The following is a 16132-nucleotide window of genomic DNA, read 5'->3' as shown; positions in this document are numbered from 1 at the left end:
CATCATGACCCAGCTCCCCACCACCACCCCCGTCCCGGACACCGGCAGGGTCGCCCTGGTCACCGGTGCCAGCCGCGGCATCGGCTACGGCATCGCCCAGGCGCTGGTCGCCCGCGGCGACCGCGTGTGCATCACAGGACGCAACGAGGACGCGCTCAAGGAAGCCGTCGAGCGGCTCGGCCCCGACAGGGTGATCGGCGTCGCGGGCAAGGCCCACGACGAGGCGCACCAGGCCATCGCCGTCGAGCGCACCATGGAGGCCTTCGGCCGCGTGGACTACCTCGCCAACAACGCCGGCACCAACCCCGTCTACGGCCTGCTCGCCGACCTCGACCTCGGCGTGGCGCGCAAGGTCTACGAGACCAACGTGATCTCCGCGCTCGGTTTCGCCCAGCAGACCTGGAAGGCCTGGCAGAAGGACAACGGCGGCGCGATCCTCAACATCGCCTCGATCGCGGGCCTGGCCCCTTCGCCCTTCATAGGCGCCTACGGCATCAGCAAGGCCGCCATGGTCAACCTCACCGTGCAGCTCGCCGCCGAGATGGCACCCGGTGTGCGGGTGAACTCCATCGCCCCCGCGGTGGTCAAGACGAAGTTCGCCGCCGCCCTCTACGAGGGCCGCGAGGAGGAGGCCGCCGCCGGCTACCCGCTGGGGCGGCTCGGGGTGCCCGACGACATCGGGGGCGCCGCGGCCTTCCTGCTCGGCGACCAGGCCGGCTGGATCACCGGCCAGAACCTGGTGATCGACGGCGGGCTGTTCCTGCACGCCGGCGGCGCCTGAGGGCGCCCCCGCCGGTCCCGGGCACCCCGTCGCGCGCACGCGGCCCGGGGTTCCGGGGCCGGGCCGCCACCGGCGGCCTCGCCGACGGCGTTGTCAGTGCCTGCCGGTACGTTCTGACGCAGTAACGGATCGCGTACCGGAGGTTCCCGACGTGCCCAGCATGCTGCCCGACTCCTGGCAGAGCGTCCTCGGCGAGGAGTTGGACAAGCCCTACTTCGAGCAGCTCACCGAGTTCGTGGAGGCCGAACGCAAGGAGCACCGCATCTTCCCGCCCCGCGACGAGGTCTTCGCGGCGCTGGAGGCGACCCCCTTCGACCAGGTCAAGGTGCTGATCCTCGGTCAGGACCCCTACCACGGAGACGGCCAGGGACACGGGCTGTGCTTCTCCGTCCGGCCGGGCGTGAAGACCCCGCCCTCGCTGCGCAACATCTTCAAGGAGATGCACGACGAGCTGGGCCACCCCGTGCCCGACAACGGGTATCTGATGCCCTGGGCCGAGCAGGGCGTGCTGCTGCTCAACGCGGTGCTGACCGTCCGCGAGGCGACGGCCAACTCACACAAGGGCAAGGGCTGGGAGAAGTTCACCGACGCGGTCATCAAGGCCGTGGCAGGGCGTACCGACCCCGCGGTCTTCGTGCTGTGGGGCAACCACGCCAAGAAGAAGCTGCCGCTGATCGACACCTCCCGGCACATCGTGATCCAGGGCGCGCACCCCTCGCCGCTGTCCGTGAAGCTCTTCCGAGGCAGCCGACCCTTCACGCAGATCGACGCGGCGGTCCGGGCGCAGGGGCACGAGCCCATCGACTGGCGCATCCCCGATCTCGGGGTGCGTGCCGGTTAGCGTCATCGGATGCGAGGACATCAAGAGGCGCCGATGGGCGACCCGGCGGCCGCGGACGACGGCATGACGAGCAGGATCGGGCAGGTGGTGATGCTGCTGCACGCCGGGGACCGGGAGGAGGCACGCAACCGCTTCACCGCGCTGTGGGCCGAGCTCGGCGACCAGGGCGACGCCCTGCACCGCTGCACCGTCGCCCACTACCTGGCGGACACCCAGGAGGACCCCGAGGACGAGCTCGCCTGGGATCTGCGGGCGCTGCGGGCAGCGGACGCGGTGCGCGGGGAGCGGGCAGCCGACGACGGGCGGGCCGGGCAGGTGCGCGGCTTCTACCCGTCGCTGCACCTCAACCTGGCCGCCGCCTACGCGCGGGTCGGCGAGGACCGGCTGGCCCGCAGCCACCTCGGCCTTGCCCGCAAGGCGTGCGACGCACTCGCGGAGGACGCCTACGGCGACGGGGTACGGGCCGCGGTGGGCCGGCTGGAGCTGCGGCTGACCGGGTCGGGTCAGTTGCCGTAGGCCTGCCCGCAGATCTGCGACGCGGCACTGCCCGTCGGCCAGCCGCCGTAGGCCCGCCCGAGCGTGCAGACCTCTCGCGGTACCCGGGTCCCCCGCGGCGTCCTGACCCGCGGCACCCGCTGCCGTGCCGGGTGTGCCGGCTTCGGCACCGCCACGGCGGGCCGGTGCGGGGGCACCGGCACCCGGGCCGGCGCCGGGCGACCGGCGGCCGGGGCGTCGGCGCCCGGTTTCGCGGTCGCCAGCACCGGATGGTCGGGCGGCGGGGTCAGCCGTAGGGCATCCGGGGCGGACCGCGGCGCCACCTGGGCGGGAGCCGGGACGGCGGCGGGCGGGGGAGCGGAGACGGTGGTACATCCGGACGCGGCACAGGCCGCCATCAGGACCACCACAACGGGCAGCAGGCGCACTCCGCCAACCCTGCCCGCACCGCCCCCCGCCGGTAAGTCCCCGCAGGAGTGAAAGATCAGCTCCGCAATCCCGGCTCTCACCCGGACGAGTGGACGGATGCCCGCACCGCCCCGGTCGACCGAGGGCAGGAAACCGGCCCGTATGCTGCGGTGGCAGCGCCCCCACCAGGGAAAGTACGGCATCGGTAAGAGGAGTACGGCATGGCATCCGGCAGCGCCCCGCTGAAGATCGGCGTCATCGGTCTCGGCGACATCGCACAGAAGGCGTATCTGCCGGTGCTGGCCGCCCAGCCGGGCCTGGAGATCCACCTGCAGACCCGCACCCCCGCCACGCTCGACCGGATCGGCGACGCCTACCGGCTGCCGCACCGGCACGCCGACCTCGACTCCCTGCTCGGCCAGGGGCTGGACGCCGCCTTCGTGCACGCGCCCACCGCCCACCACGTCGAGATCGCCGCCCGGGTCGTCGAGGCGGGCGTGCCGGTCTACGTCGACAAGCCGCTGGCCCGCGACGCCGACGGCGCCCGCCACCTCGTCGAACTCGCCGAGCAGCGCGGGGTGCCGCTGATGGCCGGCTTCAACCGCCGCCACGCCCCCGGCTACCTCCAGTGCCTCGACCACCCGCGGGATCTGATCTTCCTGCAGAAGAACCGGATCGGACTGGCGGAGGACCCCCGCGAGGTCGTCTTCGACGACTTCATCCATGTGGTGGACACCCTGCGCTTCCTCGCGCCGCGGCCGGTCGAGCAGATCCGGGTCTCGGCGAAGGTCAGGGACGGACTGCTGCACCACATCGTGCTGCACCTGTCGGGTGACGGCTTCACCGCGATCGGCTCGATGAACCGGATGAGCGGATCCGTCGAGGAGAGCCTCGACGTGAGCGGCGACGACACCAGGCGCCAGGTGCTCAATCTCGCCGAGGTCGTCGACCACAGGGGCCAGCCGACGGTACGCCGCCGCGGCGACTGGGTGCCGGTCGCCCGGCAGCGCGGCATCGAGCAGATCACCCTGGCCTTCCTCGACGCGGTCCGCACCGGCACCCCGCTGGACGGGCGCGACGCGCTGGCCACCCACGAGCTGTGCGAACGGATCGTCACCGAGGTGCGGGAACAGGCCGTCTGACCAGCCGGGTCAGCTCGTAGGCGGCCGCACTGAGCACCAGCAGCAGGGCCAGGTGCGGCACCCAGTCGCCGAACCGCACGTAGAGGCTGCGGCCGGAGGCGAGCGGCACGTCGTAGACCGCCGATGCGCTGCCGCCGGTGCCGATCCTGCGTCCCACACGGCGGCCGTCGGCGTCGTAGACCGCGCTGATCCCGGTCAGCGTGGCGTGCACCATCGGCCGCCGGCTCTCCGCCGCTCGCAGCGCCGCGAGGGAGGCGTGCTGGGCGGGCGCCCAGCTGTGCTGGAAGGACGACGTGGAGGACTGGGCGACCAGCACCTGGGCGCCGTCGCCGGCCAGGTGGCGGCTCATGTCGGGGAAGGCCGTCTCGAAGCAGACCAGCGGGCCGAATCGCAGGCCGCCCGTTCCCATCACCACCTGCCGGGTGCCGGGCTGCCGGTCCTCGCCCGCGGCCTTTCCCACCGAGGTGGCCCAGCCCAGCATCGAACGCAGCGGGATGTACTCGCCGAAGGGCACCAGCCGCATCTTGTCGTAGGACGGTCCGGTCACCCCGTCAGGTCCGATCAGCACCGTGGTCTTGGAGATGCCGCTGTGGTCGGCCCGTTCCGCGTCCACGTTGACCAGCAGGTCGGCACCGACCTGCCGGGACAGCGCGGCCAGCCGGCGCGCCACGTCCGGCCGCGAGGTCAGGTCGACGCCGATGCTGCTCTCGCCCCACACCACCAGGTCGGGCCGGGTACCGGCGAGCCGGGCCGTCAGCCGCGCCTCACGGTCGAGGCGCGCGTCGCCGGTGGCGACAACTCCCGGCTGCACCACCGCGATCCTGGTGCTGCCCACCGGGTGCGCGCGCGGCACCCACAGCCAGACCGCGCCGGTCAGCACCGCGGCCGCGAGCAGCGCTCCTGCGGCCTGCCTGCGCACCCCCGGGACGGCGACCAGGGCGACCACGACGGTGTTCGCCAGCACCACCAGCACGCTGACCAGCCACACCCCGCCGACGGAGACCAGCCGCAGTGCGGGCGCCACCTGCCACTGGCTGGCCCCCAACAGCCCCCACGGGCCGCCGAGATACTGCCAGGAGCGGACCAGCTCCACCATCAGCCACCCGCACGGCAGCAGCACCAGCGCGGGCCCGACCCGCGGCTGCCCGGCCGCGCCCGCCCCGAGCAGCCGGCGCACCAGCCAGCCCCAGGGCGCCCACAGCGCGCCCAGCAGCAGCGCGAGCACCACGATGAAGACGTTCAGGCTCGGGATCAGCCAGTGGTGCACGGCCAGCATGAAGCCGGCGCCGCCCAGCCAGCCGTCGAGCGCGGCCCGCCGCGGGCTGCCCGCGGAGCGCGCGAGCAGCATCCACGGTACGAGTGCCACATAGGCCAGCCACCACAGTGACGGCGCGGGGAAGGCCAGCGCGGGCAGTGCCCCGGCGACGGCGGCCGCCGCGCCGCGGGTCCAGGGCGACGCGAGCCGCGACTGCTGTTCCTGGGCCGTCACCGTCATACGCGCTCCCTCACCTGTCCCCGCACGCGCGCCCGTACCGCGCACGGGGCCGTGGAGCGACCAGTGTGCTCGGTCCCGCACTTGGCACGCTGCGGGCGACATGCCGGGCGTCCGGCGTGTCGGGGAGGGCGCCGCTCGCGGGCGGTCCCGCGAGCGGGGGCGGTCGCCCGCGGCTCAGGGCTGCTGGTTCCACGCGGTCAGCACGTCGCGCCCGTGCTCGGAGCCGAGCCGGCTCATGGTGCCGGTCGCCAGCTGGAAGAGGGCGCCGCCCGAGGGCGGCAGGCCGAGCCTGCGGGCGGTCACCACCCGCAGCAGGTGGGCGTGGGCGACCAGTACGACATCGCCGCCGTCACCGCCCGCGAACGCCTCCTCCACCCGGGCCAGCACCCGGTCGGCGCGCTCCCCGATCTGCTGCGGCGTCTCACCCGGATGGCCCTGGGGACCTGGGGTGACGCCGTCGGTCCACAGATCCCAGCCGGGCCGCTCGCGCTGGATGTCCTGGGTGGTCACGCCCTCGTAGCCGCCGTAGTCCCACTCGTGCAGATCGGGATCGACCGTGGTGCGGTCGAGCCCGGCCAGCTTCGCGGTGTCGCGGGCGCGCTCCATCGGGCTGGTGAGGACGAGGGAGATGTGCCGGGCGGCGAGCAGCGGCGCCAGGGAGCGGGCCTGCGCCTCGCCGTTCCCGGTGAGCGGCAGATCGGTGTAACTGGTGTGCCGCCCTGTCAGGCTCCACTCGGTCTCACCGTGTCGGATCAGGACCAGCTCACCCATCGGTACACCTCCTGCGACGCCACTCGGCGCCCCCGCAGTGATCATACGTCGCAGGTGAACGGGGCGCCGGGGTCGGCGGATCCGCCATCGGCCCGTCGGGTGCCCGCCACCCGCGGGCAACCTGGGCGGTGTCGGGTGTGACACGCGGGCGCCGGGAAAGACTTCCCTTCACCCGGCGTGGCTACGATGACCGCGCGTCCTCCGGTTGCGGCATCAGCGTGACGTCGGTGTGATCGAAGAGACGTGCCGCGAGCCGTGCGCCCGCGCCCGTCAGGCCCACCCCGCCGTCCGCCGACAGCAACAGGAGCTGCCATGAACGACGCCCCCCGCACCTACGACGTGATCGTCATCGGTGCAGGCCCGGTGGGTGAGAACCTGGCGGAGCGCACCCGGTCCGCCGGCCTGAGCACCGTGGTCGTGGAGGCGGAACTTGTCGGCGGCGAGTGTTCGTACTGGGCGTGCATGCCGAGCAAGGCGCTGCTGCGCCCGGTCCTCGCCCAGGCGGACGCCCGGCGGCTGCCAGGACTGAGCCACGCCGTGCAGGGCCCGCTGGACACCGCCGCGGTGCTGGCCAGGCGCGACGACTTCACCTCGCACTGGAAGGACGACGGGCAGGTCGGCTGGCTCGACTCGGTCGACGTGGACCTCGTACGCGGCCACGGCCGGTTCGAGGGCCCCCGACAGGTGGCCGTCACCACCCCGGAGGGCGACATCGTGCGGCTGTCCGCCCGGCACGCGGTGGCGGTCTGCACCGGCACGACCGCGGCCCTGCCGCCGATGCCGGGGATCGCCGACGTCCACCCGTGGATCAGCAGGGACGCCACCAGCGCCAAGAAGGCGCCGCGGCGGCTGGCCGTGGTGGGCGGCGGGGTCGTCGCGGTGGAGATGGCCACCGCGTGGCAGGCCCTCGGCTCGCAGGTCACGCTGCTGGTGCGGGGCAACTCGCTGCTGGAGAGGATGGAGCCCTTCGTCGGCGAGATGGTCGCAGACGCGCTGCGGGAGGCCGGGGTCGACCTGCGATTCGGGGCCAACGTCGGCTCCGTGGAGCGCGACGGCGCCCACGGCGAGGTCAGGATCGGCCTCGAGGGCGGCGCCCGGGTGAGCGCCGACGAGGTCCTCTTCGCCATCGGGCGCGCCCCGCACACCGACGACATCGGGCTGGAGACCATCGGCCTCAAGCCGGGCAGCTGGCTGCCGGTCGACGACACCTGCCGGGTCACCGGTGTGGACGGCGACTGGCTCTACGCTGCCGGCGACGTCAACCACCGGGCGCTGCTCACCCACCAGGGCAAGTACCAGGGCCGTATCGCCGGCGCGGTGATCGGCGCCCGGGCCAAGGGCGAGCCGGTGGACGACGCGCCGTGGGGCGCGCACGTCGCGACCGCCGACCACTCGGCGGTGCCGCAGGTGGTCTTCACCGACCCGGAGGTGGCGGCGGTCGGCGTGTCGGCCGCGGAGGCCGAACAAGCCGGCCGGCGGACCAAGGTGGTGGACTACGACCTGGCCCAGGTCGCCGGTGCCAGCCTGTACGGCGACAACTACAACGGCCGGGCCAGGATGGTCGTCGACCTGGACCGCGGCCACCTGCTGGGCGTCACCTTCGTGGGCCCCGGCGTCGGCGAACTGCTGCACTCCGCGACGGTGGCGGTCGCGGGCGAGGTGCCGGTGGAGCGGCTGTGGCACGCGGTACCCGCCTACCCGACGGTCAGCGAGATCTGGCTGCGGCTGCTGGAGACGTACCGCCAGTAGGGGTGGACGGCGCGCTCGTGCGGAGCGCAAAGGGCGGGCGCGGCCCGCAGCGCATCTCCGCGGGGCCTTCGCAGCGCTCGGGGCACCCTGTGCTTCAGGGGAGCCGCATCCCCTGAAGCACAGGGCGGCCACCGGCTGCCTCGGGTACCGTGACTCGGCATGATCGAATCCGAGATCACGATCAGCGAGGATCTGGTCCGCGACCTGCTTCGGGAACAGCATCCGGACCTGGCGGAACTCCCCATCCGCGAGGTGGCGGGTGGCTGGGGCAACCAGATGTGGCGCCTCGGGAACGACCTGGCCGTCCGGATGCAGCGGATGGACAAGAGCCCCGAACCGCAGCTCAAGGAGCGCCGGTGGCTGCCGACCCTGGCCCCCCGCCTGCCGCTGCCGATTCCTCTTCCCATCCGGGACGGTGCGCCGTCCGCGCGCTTTCCCAAGATCTGGACCGTCATGACATGGGTCCGGGGCACGCCGCTGGACCACGGCGCGATCACGCGCGGCGACCACGCGGCCGAGACGCTGGCGGCCTTCCTCAGGGCGCTGCACGTCGAGGCGCCCGCCGACGCACCGGCCGCTTCGGACTTCGGCGAGCACCCCAAGGACTGCACGGAAGGCTTCGAGCACTTCTTCCGGGCCGTGGCCCCCGCCGGTCTCGCCGACGAGATCCGTGACGTCTGGGACGAAGCGGTGGCCGCCCCGGGGTGGGAGGGCGCACCGGTGTGGGTACACGGCGACCTGCATCCCGCGAACGTCGTCGTGGCGGACGGGACGTTGGCAGGTGTCGTCGACTTCGGCGCGGTCTTCGCCGGCGACCCGGCGTGGGACCTCGCGGCCGCCTGGCTGCTGCTCCCCGCGGGCGGCGCCGCACGGTTCTTCGACGGCTACGCGCGGGCGGACGGGGCGGCGGTGCGACGCGCGCGCGGACTGGCCGCGATGAAGAGCCTGTTCCTGATGTCGATGGGTGAGAACGGGGACCGCGGTCTGCCCGGCGGCAAGTCGAACTGGGGGCCCGCGGGCAGGTCCGCACTCGATCGTGTCCTGAAAGGCCTTTGACGCCGGCAGTGAGGGATCGACCGGACCTCCCTGACGGCGACGAGGACGTGGCCCGTCCGAGGGATGTCGTGGCCGTCCGAGGGATGTCGTGGCCGTCCGAGGGATGTCCGCCCGTGTGACCCGGCCGGGCGACGGCACCGCAGGCACCGGCGGCGGCAGCGGAGTTCAGTGCTCCCGCCGGGTCGGCTGCTTCGTGACGGCCTGGCGGGGCGCGGTCATGTCGAGCAGCACGACGGCGTCGTGTTCCGGGGTGCCCGGGGTGGTGACGTACACGCCGAGGCGGTGCCCCGGGCTGCCTTCGAGCTGCATGCCCTGGAAGTCGAGGGTGATGTCGCCGACCTGGGGATGGTGGAAGGTCTTCGGCTTGCGGGCGTGCAGGCGCCGGTTGACCTCGTAGCGGTCCCAGAGCTTGGCGAAGTCGGGGCTCTTGAGGAGGAGTTCGCCGACGAGGCCGGCCAGGTCCGGCGCGTCGGGGTCGGTGCCGGCCAGGGCGCGCAGCCGGGCGACGCAGCCGGCGATCTGGGTGTCCCAGTCGGCGTAGAGGTCGCGGGCCGCGGGGTGGAGGAAGAGGAAGCGGGCGAGGTTGCGCTGCTTGGCGGGCCAGTCCTCGATGCCGGCGTAGAGGGCGAGCGCACCGGGGTTGTGGGCGAGCAGGTCCAGGGTGCGGCTGGTGACGTAGGCGGGGCTGGGGCGCAGGCTCTCCAGCAGCAGCCTGGCCTGGGCGCTCACCGTGCGGCTGGGGGCGGACGGCGGTTCCGGGGCGTGCCGGGCGGCGCGGATCACCAGGTCCCGCAGATGGTCGCGCTCGTCGGTGTCCAGCTTCAGGGCCCGGCCCAGTGCGTCGACGACGGCGAGGCTGGGGCGGGTCTCCCTGCCGCGCTCCAGGCGGGTGTAGTAGTCGATGCTCACACCGGCCAGCGCCGCGACCTCCTCGCGGCGCAGGCCGGGGGTGCGACGGACACCGGCTCCCGGGCTGAAGCCGACCTCGGCCGGGGTGATCTGCGTGCGCCGGGCGCGCAGGAACCGGCCCAGCTCGGTACCGTCACCGTCGTTGCGCTGCTGCTCTGCCATGACCACCAGTGTGGCCCCGGGGCGCCCGGTGTGCTCGCGCCGAGAGGGGCCCTGCCACACCCCCGCTGCCGCTCCCCGGAACAGCCCGCCCTGCCGGGCAGCAGGCGGATCAGGGACGGTGGAGGAAGGGGACGTCCGCTTCCTTCGGGACGAGGCGCGGAGGGCCCGGCCGAGGTCCGCGGGCCGACCGGCGGCCACGGCACCGAGCCGGGGCGCCGCACGCCGGACGACAATGACCAAACAGAAAAGAACAGAACGGATGCAACAGGTATGAAGCACATCACACTGCGTGACCTGGAAGTCTCCCGTATCGGGCTGGGGGCGATGGGCATGTCCCAGGCCTACACCGGCGCCGGCACCGACGACGCGGAGTCCGTGCGCACCATCCACCGGGCCCTGGAGCTGGGCGTCACCTTCATCGACACCGCCGAGATCTACGGCCCCTACACCAACGAGGAACTCGTCGGCCGCGCCCTGAAGGGGCGGCGGGACCAGGTCGTCCTGGCCACCAAGTTCGGCCTCGTCTCCCACGCGGGCGACGGTCCGCACCACGCCGACTCCCGCCCGGCCAACATCCGTACCGCCGTCGAGGGTTCCCTGCGGCGCCTGGGCACCGACCACATCGACCTGTATTACCAGCACCGCGTCGACCCCGGCACCCCGATCGAGGAGACCGTCGGCGCGCTGGCGGAGCTGGTCGCCCAGGGCAAGGTCCGCCACATCGGCCTGTCCGAGGCGGGCCCCGACACCATCCGCCGCGCCCACGCCGTGCACCCGATCACCGCGGTGCAGTCGGAGTACTCGCTGTTCACCCGCGACCCCGAGGCGCGAGTGCTGCCGGTGCTGCGTGAGCTGAACATCGGCTTCGTGCCCTTCTCGCCACTCGGACGCGGGTTCCTCACCGGCGCGATCCGCTCCACGGACCAGTTCGATCCGAGCGACTTCCGCGCCGACAACCCCCGCTTCGCCGAGGAGAATTTCGCGCACAACCTGCGGCTGGCCGACCAGGTCGCAGCCGTCGCCGACCAGGTGGGTGCCACCCCCGCGCAGGTCGCGCTGGCCTGGCTGCTGGCGCAGGGCGGCGACATCGCCCCCATCCCCGGCACCAAGCGGGTGCACCGGGTCGAGGAGAACGCCGCTGCCGACGCGGTGGAACTCAGCGCCGACCAGCTCGCCGAACTCACCGGTCTGCCCCCGGCCGCCGGTGACACCCACAACGAGGCCGGTATGCGGATGATGGAGCGCTGACCGGGCCCTCCTGCGGCCTTTTCGCACCTCACGACCTATCGGGAGAACCCGTGCAGCACGTCACCTTGAACAACGGCGTCCGGATGCCGATCCTCGGCTTCGGCGTCTACCAGATCCCGCCCGAGCAGACCGAGCAGGCCGTCACCGACGCCCTCGCCGCCGGCTACCGCCTCCTGGACACCGCCGCCTCCTACGGGAACGAGGAAGCCGTCGGCCATGCCGTCAAGGCAAGCGGGATCCCGCGCGAGGAGCTGTTCGTCACCACCAAGCTGTGGGTCCAGGACGCCCCCGCGCAGGACAACACCCGCCGCGCCCTGGAGACCTCGCTGACCAAGCTGGGCCTGGACCACATCGACCTGTATCTGATGCACCAGCCCTTCGGTGACGTCTACGGCCAATGGCGTGCCATGGAGGCCGCGAACCGCGAGGGTCTTGCCAAGGCGATCGGTGTCGCCAACTTCCACCCGGACCGCCTGCTGGACCTGGTCTTCAACAACGAGATCACCCCCGCGGTCAACCAGATCGAGACCCACCCGTTCTTCCAGCGCACCACCGACCACGACCTCATGCGCGAGCACGGCGTCCAGCACCAGGCATGGGGCGGTTTCGCCGAAGGCAGGAACAACCTGTTCACCCATCCCGACCTCACCGAGATGGGCGAGGCGCACGGGAAGTCCGCGGCCCAGGTCGTGCTGCGCTGGCTGATCCAGCGCGACATCGTCACCATCCCCAAGTCGGTCAGCCCCGACCGGATGGCGCAGAACATGGACGTCTTCGACTTCAGCCTCACCGACGGCCAGATGGCCCGGATCGCCGCCCTGGACACCGGCACCACGCTGTTCTTCGACCACCACGACCCCGAGATGGTCACCTGGCTCAGCAAGCGCCGCCTGGCCGGTTGAGCCCGCACATCCACAGGGCCCCGGCCCCGGCGCCGGACGGCGGCCGGTTCCGGGCCGGTCGTGCCGCACCCGGGGCGCCGCCGGCGCCCCGGGACGTGCGGCGTCAGCTCGCGGCGAGCTGCGGGTAGAGAGCGGACGGGTCGGCGGCGAGACCTGCCTTGACCTGCTTGCTGAGGTCGTCCGCGAGCACCTCGTGCAGCCCGGCCTCGACGCCGTCGAGCGCGGTGCGTGCCACATCCGCCGGGTCCAGCTTCGGCGCGGTGACCGCGGCCGTCATGTCGGTGTCCATGTAGCCGACGTGCAGCGACGTGACCTGGGTGCCCTGCTCTGCGAAGGCCACCCGCAGCGCGTTGGTCACCGACCACTCGGCCGACTTGGCGGCGGAGTAGGCGGCACTGCCGGGCAGCGTGACCCAGGACAGGACGGACAGCACGTTGAGGATCGCGCCGCCGCCGTTGCGCGCCAGGGCGGGCGCGAAGGCCCGGCTGACGTCCAGGGTGCCGAGCACGTGGGTCTCGAACTCCGTGCGGTAGGCGTCCAGTTCGCCGTCAAGGATGGCCGCCCCCGTGGAGCTGCCGGCGTTGTTGATCAGCAGGGTGACGTCCTGGGCCCGCGCCGCCGCGGCGCGCACCGAGCCGGGGTCGGTGATGTCGAGGGCGATCGGTACGGCGCCGGGGACGCGTACCGAGTCGGGGTTGCGCGCGGCTGCGTAGACCTTGGCCGCGCCGGCGTCGAGCAGCGCCTTGACGAGCTGCTCTCCGAGGCCGCGGTTGCCGCCGGTGACGAGTGCGACTGCACCGTTGATCTTCATGGGGGAGGTCCTTCTTCAGAGGTGTGGCCGTGCGGCCGAGCGGTAGGAAACCGATCGGTTTCCCCGAGCGTAAACCGATCGGTTTCCTTTGTCGAGTCCGAGCGGTACCCTCGACGCATGGCCACCACAAGGGAGCAGTCACCGCCACGCGCGGAGCCTTCGGCCGCCGCGAAGGCGTCGTCGCGGGAGCGCCTGCTCGACACCGCGTCCGCGCTCGTCTACCGGGAGGGCGTCGGCACCGGCATCGACGCCCTGTGCAAGGCGGCGGGAGTCTCGAAACGCTCGATGTACCAGCTCTTCGCAGGCAAGGACGACATGCTGGCCGCCGCACTCGACCGCGCGGCGCCCGGCTACCAGGCGCTGCTGCTGCCGCCCCCCGACGCCCCGGTGACGGCCCGTGCCCGGCTGCTGTACGTCTTCGAGCGGCTGGAGGAGGCCGCGCTCTCGCCCGACTACCGCGGCTGCCCGTTCCTCGCCGTGCAGGTCGAACTCAAGGACCCTGAGCACCCGGCGAGCGCGGTGGCCGCCCGCGGCAAGCAGGTGCTCACCGACTTCTTCCGCGCCGAGGCCGCCCGCGGCGGCGCCGCCGACCCGGGCATGCTCGCCCGCCGGCTGACGCTGGTCTTCGACGGCGCCAGCGCCAGGGGCGGAATCGGCGCCGACACGCTGGAGGGCCTCGCGGTCACGACGGCCGCGGCGCTCATCGATGCGGCAGGGATCACAGGCTGAGGTTCCCCTCGGGGCCGCGGACGGGGTCGGCCGCGGGATCCGAGGGGCGGCGAAACGGGCGGAAACCAGCCCGAGCCGGTCGTAAGGTACGCCCCCCCCGGCGGACCCGGCGTCCAGCATGCGGTCAGCCGTTTGACCGGCTTCGGCCGCGCCGGTTACGTTGCGCGGCATGCAGCGGACCACACACCTGACGACGCGGGGTCATGTCGACCTCAAGCGCGTGTGCTCCGCCGCGTGTCACCAGGTCTGACAGCACCGCTCCCGCGAGGAGCGCCAACGGGGGTGCCCGCCCCGCCGGTCGAGCACCGGTGCGGCTCCCGGTAGGCCCCGCCGCCGTCGAAGACCTGGAAGGCAACCGTGGTAGTCCTGCCACCGTCCGACCGCCGTGACACCGCCCCGCCGCCCCCGACCCCGCTGCGCCGCGCCGATGTCCGGCACCCCGCCGGCCGGCCCCGCCGCCACTCGGCGGCCGGCGCCGTGCTCAGCGCCATCCTCGACCACGGCCCCGTGGCCCGCAGCACCGTCGCCCGGCTGACCGGCCTGTCGCCCGCGGCGGTCAGCGGGCACTGCGCCCAGTTCCTGGCCCGCGGGCTGATCGGCGAGAGCCGGGAGACGGCGGGGCCGAGCGGCCTGGGCCGTCCGCACATCCCACTGGAGATCGAGACCGGCCGCTACCTGGTGGCCGGCGCGCACATCGCCGTCGCCCACTCCACCCTGGCGCTGATGGACCTGCGCGGCCGGATCGTCGCAAGCGACCGCAGGCCGCACCACGGCACCGACCCGCAGCAGGTGCTCGGCGCTCTCGCGGCCCGGCTGCCCCGGCTGCTGGCGGCGCACGCCGGCGGCCGTACGGTGCTGGGGCTCGGCGTCGCGACGGGGCAGTGGGTCGACCCGGACGCCGGGGTGATCGTGGACCATCCGCGCCTCGGCTGGCGCGATGTGGCGGCCCGTGAGTTCCTGACCGCGGCCACCGGGCTGCCCGTGCACGTCGACAGCCACTCCCGGGCGCTGGCCAGGGCCGAGCAGCTGTTCGGCGCGGTCGCCACCCGGGGGAGCGCCGTGCTGCTCTTCGTCGGGGCGGTCGTGGACGCCGCGTTCGCCACCACCGACGGGGTGCACCGCGGTCCGCGCTCTGCGGCGGGCAGCGTCGCCCATCTGCCGGTCGGCCCGGACACGGACGGCGGTGCGCGCCCCGCAGAGCCCTGCGCCTGCGGCACGCCAGGCTGCCTGCAGTCCGAGGTGTCGGAGCCCGCGCTGGTGCGGCAGGCCGCGGCCCGCGGCCTCGTGGTCGCCGACTTCCGTACCCTGCTCGACCTGGCGCTGGCCGGCGAGCCGCGTGCGGTCGGGATCTTCCGGCGGCGGGCGCTGCTGGTGGGCAGGGCGGTCGCCCTGCTGCTCGACATGTTCGACCCTGAGGTCGTGGTCGTCGTCGAGCCGGGCGCCGGGCGGCTGACGGAGTGTCTGGGCGTGCTGCGTGCCGAGGTCGCCGCCCGCTCCTGGGTCTGCGACGACCCGGCGCGCGCGGTGGTGCCGAGCAGCTTCACCGGCTCGGTGCTGCCCGTCGCGGGCGCCGCGGTGGCACTGGGCGCGCTCTACGCCGATCCGCTCGGCCCGTGGCCCGCGCTGCCCGCCGTCTGCTGACGAGCCGTCAAAAGGCGGCCACGCGCCGATATCAGACTTAATTCAGGCAGTTGCATTGTTGACCCGGACAGAACCCGGACGCGAGAATGGAATCATGAACGGTAAGCAGCGGAATCCGGAGCAGGCGCCGACCCAGGCGCGTTCCTTCCGCACGCCCACCGTGCCGGCCCGCGACACCGCCCGGCACGCGTGTTGTCGTTGCCGCAGCGCCTCCGAGTCGTGTCGCCCCTGCCGAATCCGCAAGGGTGCCCGCCGGGCCTTGTGATTTCCGCCGGATTCCTCCGGCCCTTCGTTCCACCTCTCATTCCCACAGTGATCAGCCGCGCCCGCAGAGCGCCGCACAATGCCGTGCGGCCCGTCGACGCGGTGCTTTGTGCTGCGCACGCCGGGATACCACCCACGCAGATCGGGGGAGACGTTGACCATCACCGTGCCGTCGCTTCCCGCAACGGGCATCGCCCCTGAGCGGTTCAAACAGATATTCCGCAACCACCCCGCGGGCGTGGTCGTCGTCACCGTGGACGCCGGCCGCGGCCCCGCCGGCTTCACCGCGACCTCGCTCACCTCGCTTTCCCTCGAACCGCCGCTGGTCTCCTTCGGCATCGGCGCCGGCGCGTCGTCCTGGCCGCACGTCGAACGGGCAACGGGCGCCGTCGTCAACTTCCTGGGCGCCGACCAGGAGGAACTCGCCAGGACCTTCGCGACCAGCGGCATCGACCGCTTCGCCGCGCCCACCCGGTGGCGCCGGCTGCCCGGGGGCGACCCGGTGCTCGACGGGGTGACCGGCTGGCTGCGCATCGACATCGAGCAGATCGTGCCGGCCGGCGACCACCGGGTGGTGATCGGCCGGGTCCAGGAGTCCTGGTCCGCCGGCGCCCGCAGCCCGCTGCTCTTCCACGACGGCGGATACCACTCCCTCTGACCGGTCCACACCCGCCACCACTTCACCCGACCAGCGACCGGATGACGATTCCGGCCTCTCCCCAGGAATT

16 protein-coding genes are annotated in these 16132 nt (G+C 73.2%); 11 read left to right on the top strand and 5 right to left on the bottom strand.

Annotation, left to right across the window (positions count from 1 at the left end; all coding sequences use genetic code 11):
• Positions 1–4: 4 nt before the first annotated feature.
• The 3 genes from ACGFMP_RS33785 (at position 5) to ACGFMP_RS33775 (ending at position 2138) form a co-directional block, all read left to right on the top strand.
• Positions 5–781, top strand: a complete 777-nt coding sequence (locus tag ACGFMP_RS33785; protein WP_393677415.1) for an SDR family oxidoreductase — start codon at positions 5–7, stop codon at positions 779–781.
• A gap of 160 nt (positions 782–941) precedes the next feature.
• The gene (locus ACGFMP_RS33780) at positions 942–1622 is read left to right on the top strand and encodes a uracil-DNA glycosylase (RefSeq protein ID WP_393677474.1); all 681 of its coding nucleotides are present in this window, start codon (positions 942–944) and stop codon (positions 1620–1622) included.
• Between the two features lie 9 nt (positions 1623–1631).
• Positions 1632–2138, top strand: a complete 507-nt coding sequence (locus tag ACGFMP_RS33775; RefSeq protein ID WP_393677413.1) for a hypothetical protein — start codon at positions 1632–1634, stop codon at positions 2136–2138.
• On the opposite strand, the gene ACGFMP_RS33770 is transcribed toward ACGFMP_RS33775, so the two are convergent.
• On the bottom strand, positions 2126–2545 hold the full coding sequence (locus ACGFMP_RS33770; RefSeq protein WP_393677412.1) for a hypothetical protein: 420 nt from the start codon (positions 2543–2545) through the stop codon (positions 2126–2128). The two genes, ACGFMP_RS33775 and ACGFMP_RS33770, sit on opposite strands and share 13 nt — an antisense overlap.
• Before the next feature lie 222 nt (positions 2546–2767).
• On the opposite strand from ACGFMP_RS33770, the gene ACGFMP_RS33765 reads away from it, so the two are divergent.
• Positions 2768–3667, top strand: a complete 900-nt coding sequence (locus ACGFMP_RS33765) for a Gfo/Idh/MocA family protein (protein WP_393677472.1) — start codon at positions 2768–2770, stop codon at positions 3665–3667.
• On the opposite strand, the gene lnt is transcribed toward ACGFMP_RS33765, so the two are convergent.
• Together lnt and ACGFMP_RS33755 are read right to left on the bottom strand one after the other, a co-directional pair.
• Positions 3639–5162: an apolipoprotein N-acyltransferase gene (gene lnt, locus ACGFMP_RS33760; RefSeq protein WP_393677410.1), complete on the bottom strand. Its 1524-nt coding sequence runs from the start codon at positions 5160–5162 to the stop codon at positions 3639–3641. The genes ACGFMP_RS33765 and lnt overlap by 29 nt on opposite strands.
• Before the next feature lie 174 nt (positions 5163–5336).
• The gene (locus ACGFMP_RS33755) at positions 5337–5933 is read right to left on the bottom strand and encodes a histidine phosphatase family protein (RefSeq protein WP_393677408.1); all 597 of its coding nucleotides are present in this window, start codon (positions 5931–5933) and stop codon (positions 5337–5339) included.
• A gap of 312 nt (positions 5934–6245) precedes the next feature.
• Between ACGFMP_RS33755 and ACGFMP_RS33750 the strand changes: the two genes are divergently transcribed.
• Positions 6246–7682 carry a dihydrolipoyl dehydrogenase family protein gene (locus ACGFMP_RS33750; RefSeq protein WP_393677406.1) on the top strand — a complete coding sequence of 479 codons (1437 nt, stop codon included), beginning with the start codon at positions 6246–6248 and terminating at the stop codon, positions 7680–7682.
• A 159-nt stretch (positions 7683–7841) separates the two neighbouring features.
• On the top strand, positions 7842–8738 hold the full coding sequence (locus ACGFMP_RS33745) for a phosphotransferase (protein ID WP_393677404.1): 897 nt from the start codon (positions 7842–7844) through the stop codon (positions 8736–8738).
• A 165-nt stretch (positions 8739–8903) separates the two neighbouring features.
• Here the strand turns inward: ACGFMP_RS33745 and ACGFMP_RS33740 are convergent, their stop codons facing one another.
• Positions 8904–9809 carry a helix-turn-helix transcriptional regulator gene (locus tag ACGFMP_RS33740; RefSeq protein WP_393677402.1) on the bottom strand — a complete coding sequence of 302 codons (906 nt, stop codon included), beginning with the start codon at positions 9807–9809 and terminating at the stop codon, positions 8904–8906.
• A gap of 270 nt (positions 9810–10079) precedes the next feature.
• Here ACGFMP_RS33740 and ACGFMP_RS33735 point away from each other — a divergent pair, with 270 nt between their 5' ends.
• A complete protein-coding gene (locus ACGFMP_RS33735; protein ID WP_393677401.1) occupies positions 10080–11057 on the top strand; it encodes an aldo/keto reductase in 978 nt (325 codons plus the stop codon).
• A gap of 50 nt (positions 11058–11107) precedes the next feature.
• A complete protein-coding gene (locus tag ACGFMP_RS33730) occupies positions 11108–11959 on the top strand; it encodes an aldo/keto reductase (RefSeq protein WP_393677400.1) in 852 nt (283 codons plus the stop codon).
• Between the two features lie 103 nt (positions 11960–12062).
• On the opposite strand, the gene ACGFMP_RS33725 is transcribed toward ACGFMP_RS33730, so the two are convergent.
• Positions 12063–12770 (bottom strand): SDR family oxidoreductase, encoded by a 708-nt coding sequence (locus ACGFMP_RS33725; protein ID WP_393677399.1) that lies wholly within the window; start codon positions 12768–12770, stop codon positions 12063–12065.
• 117 nt (positions 12771–12887) lie between these two features.
• On the opposite strand from ACGFMP_RS33725, the gene ACGFMP_RS33720 reads away from it, so the two are divergent.
• The 3 genes from ACGFMP_RS33720 (at position 12888) to ACGFMP_RS33710 (ending at position 16062) form a co-directional block, all read left to right on the top strand.
• The gene (locus ACGFMP_RS33720) at positions 12888–13499 is read left to right on the top strand and encodes a TetR/AcrR family transcriptional regulator (RefSeq protein ID WP_393677398.1); all 612 of its coding nucleotides are present in this window, start codon (positions 12888–12890) and stop codon (positions 13497–13499) included.
• A 357-nt stretch (positions 13500–13856) separates the two neighbouring features.
• Positions 13857–15140: an ROK family protein gene (locus ACGFMP_RS33715; protein WP_393677397.1), complete on the top strand. Its 1284-nt coding sequence runs from the start codon at positions 13857–13859 to the stop codon at positions 15138–15140.
• 418 nt (positions 15141–15558) lie between these two features.
• Complete coding sequence (locus ACGFMP_RS33710) at positions 15559–16062, top strand: flavin reductase family protein (protein WP_393677396.1); 504 nt, start codon at positions 15559–15561, stop codon at positions 16060–16062.
• The last annotated feature ends 70 nt before the right edge of the window (positions 16063–16132 follow it).

Origin of the sequence: Streptomyces sp. NPDC049040, from assembly GCF_043197715.1 — a bacterium.
Classification (GTDB): Bacteria; Actinomycetota; Actinomycetes; order Streptomycetales; family Streptomycetaceae; genus Actinacidiphila.
This window is presented reverse-complemented; position numbering and strand designations above follow the sequence as displayed.

Excerpts from the sequence above, each read along its gene's own strand:
- ACGFMP_RS33780 (WP_393677474.1), top strand. The coding sequence starts at position 942 with ATGCTGCCCGACTCCTGGCAGAGCGTCCTCGGCGAGGAGTTGGACAAG.
- ACGFMP_RS33735 (WP_393677401.1), top strand. The coding sequence starts at position 10,080 with ATGAAGCACATCACACTGCGTGACCTGGAAGTCTCCCGTATCGGGCTG.
- ACGFMP_RS33755 (WP_393677408.1), bottom strand. The coding sequence starts at position 5,933 with ATGGGTGAGCTGGTCCTGATCCGACACGGTGAGACCGAGTGGAGCCTG.
- ACGFMP_RS33740 (WP_393677402.1), bottom strand. The coding sequence starts at position 9,809 with ATGGCAGAGCAGCAGCGCAACGACGGTGACGGTACCGAGCTGGGCCGG.
- ACGFMP_RS33720 (WP_393677398.1), top strand. The coding sequence starts at position 12,888 with ATGGCCACCACAAGGGAGCAGTCACCGCCACGCGCGGAGCCTTCGGCC.
- ACGFMP_RS33775 (WP_393677413.1), top strand. The coding sequence starts at position 1,632 with ATGCGAGGACATCAAGAGGCGCCGATGGGCGACCCGGCGGCCGCGGAC.
- ACGFMP_RS33725 (WP_393677399.1), bottom strand. The coding sequence starts at position 12,770 with ATGAAGATCAACGGTGCAGTCGCACTCGTCACCGGCGGCAACCGCGGC.
- ACGFMP_RS33750 (WP_393677406.1), top strand. The coding sequence starts at position 6,246 with ATGAACGACGCCCCCCGCACCTACGACGTGATCGTCATCGGTGCAGGC.
- ACGFMP_RS33745 (WP_393677404.1), top strand. The coding sequence starts at position 7,842 with ATGATCGAATCCGAGATCACGATCAGCGAGGATCTGGTCCGCGACCTG.
- ACGFMP_RS33785 (WP_393677415.1), top strand. The coding sequence starts at position 5 with ATGACCCAGCTCCCCACCACCACCCCCGTCCCGGACACCGGCAGGGTC.
- lnt (WP_393677410.1), bottom strand. The coding sequence starts at position 5,162 with ATGACGGTGACGGCCCAGGAACAGCAGTCGCGGCTCGCGTCGCCCTGG.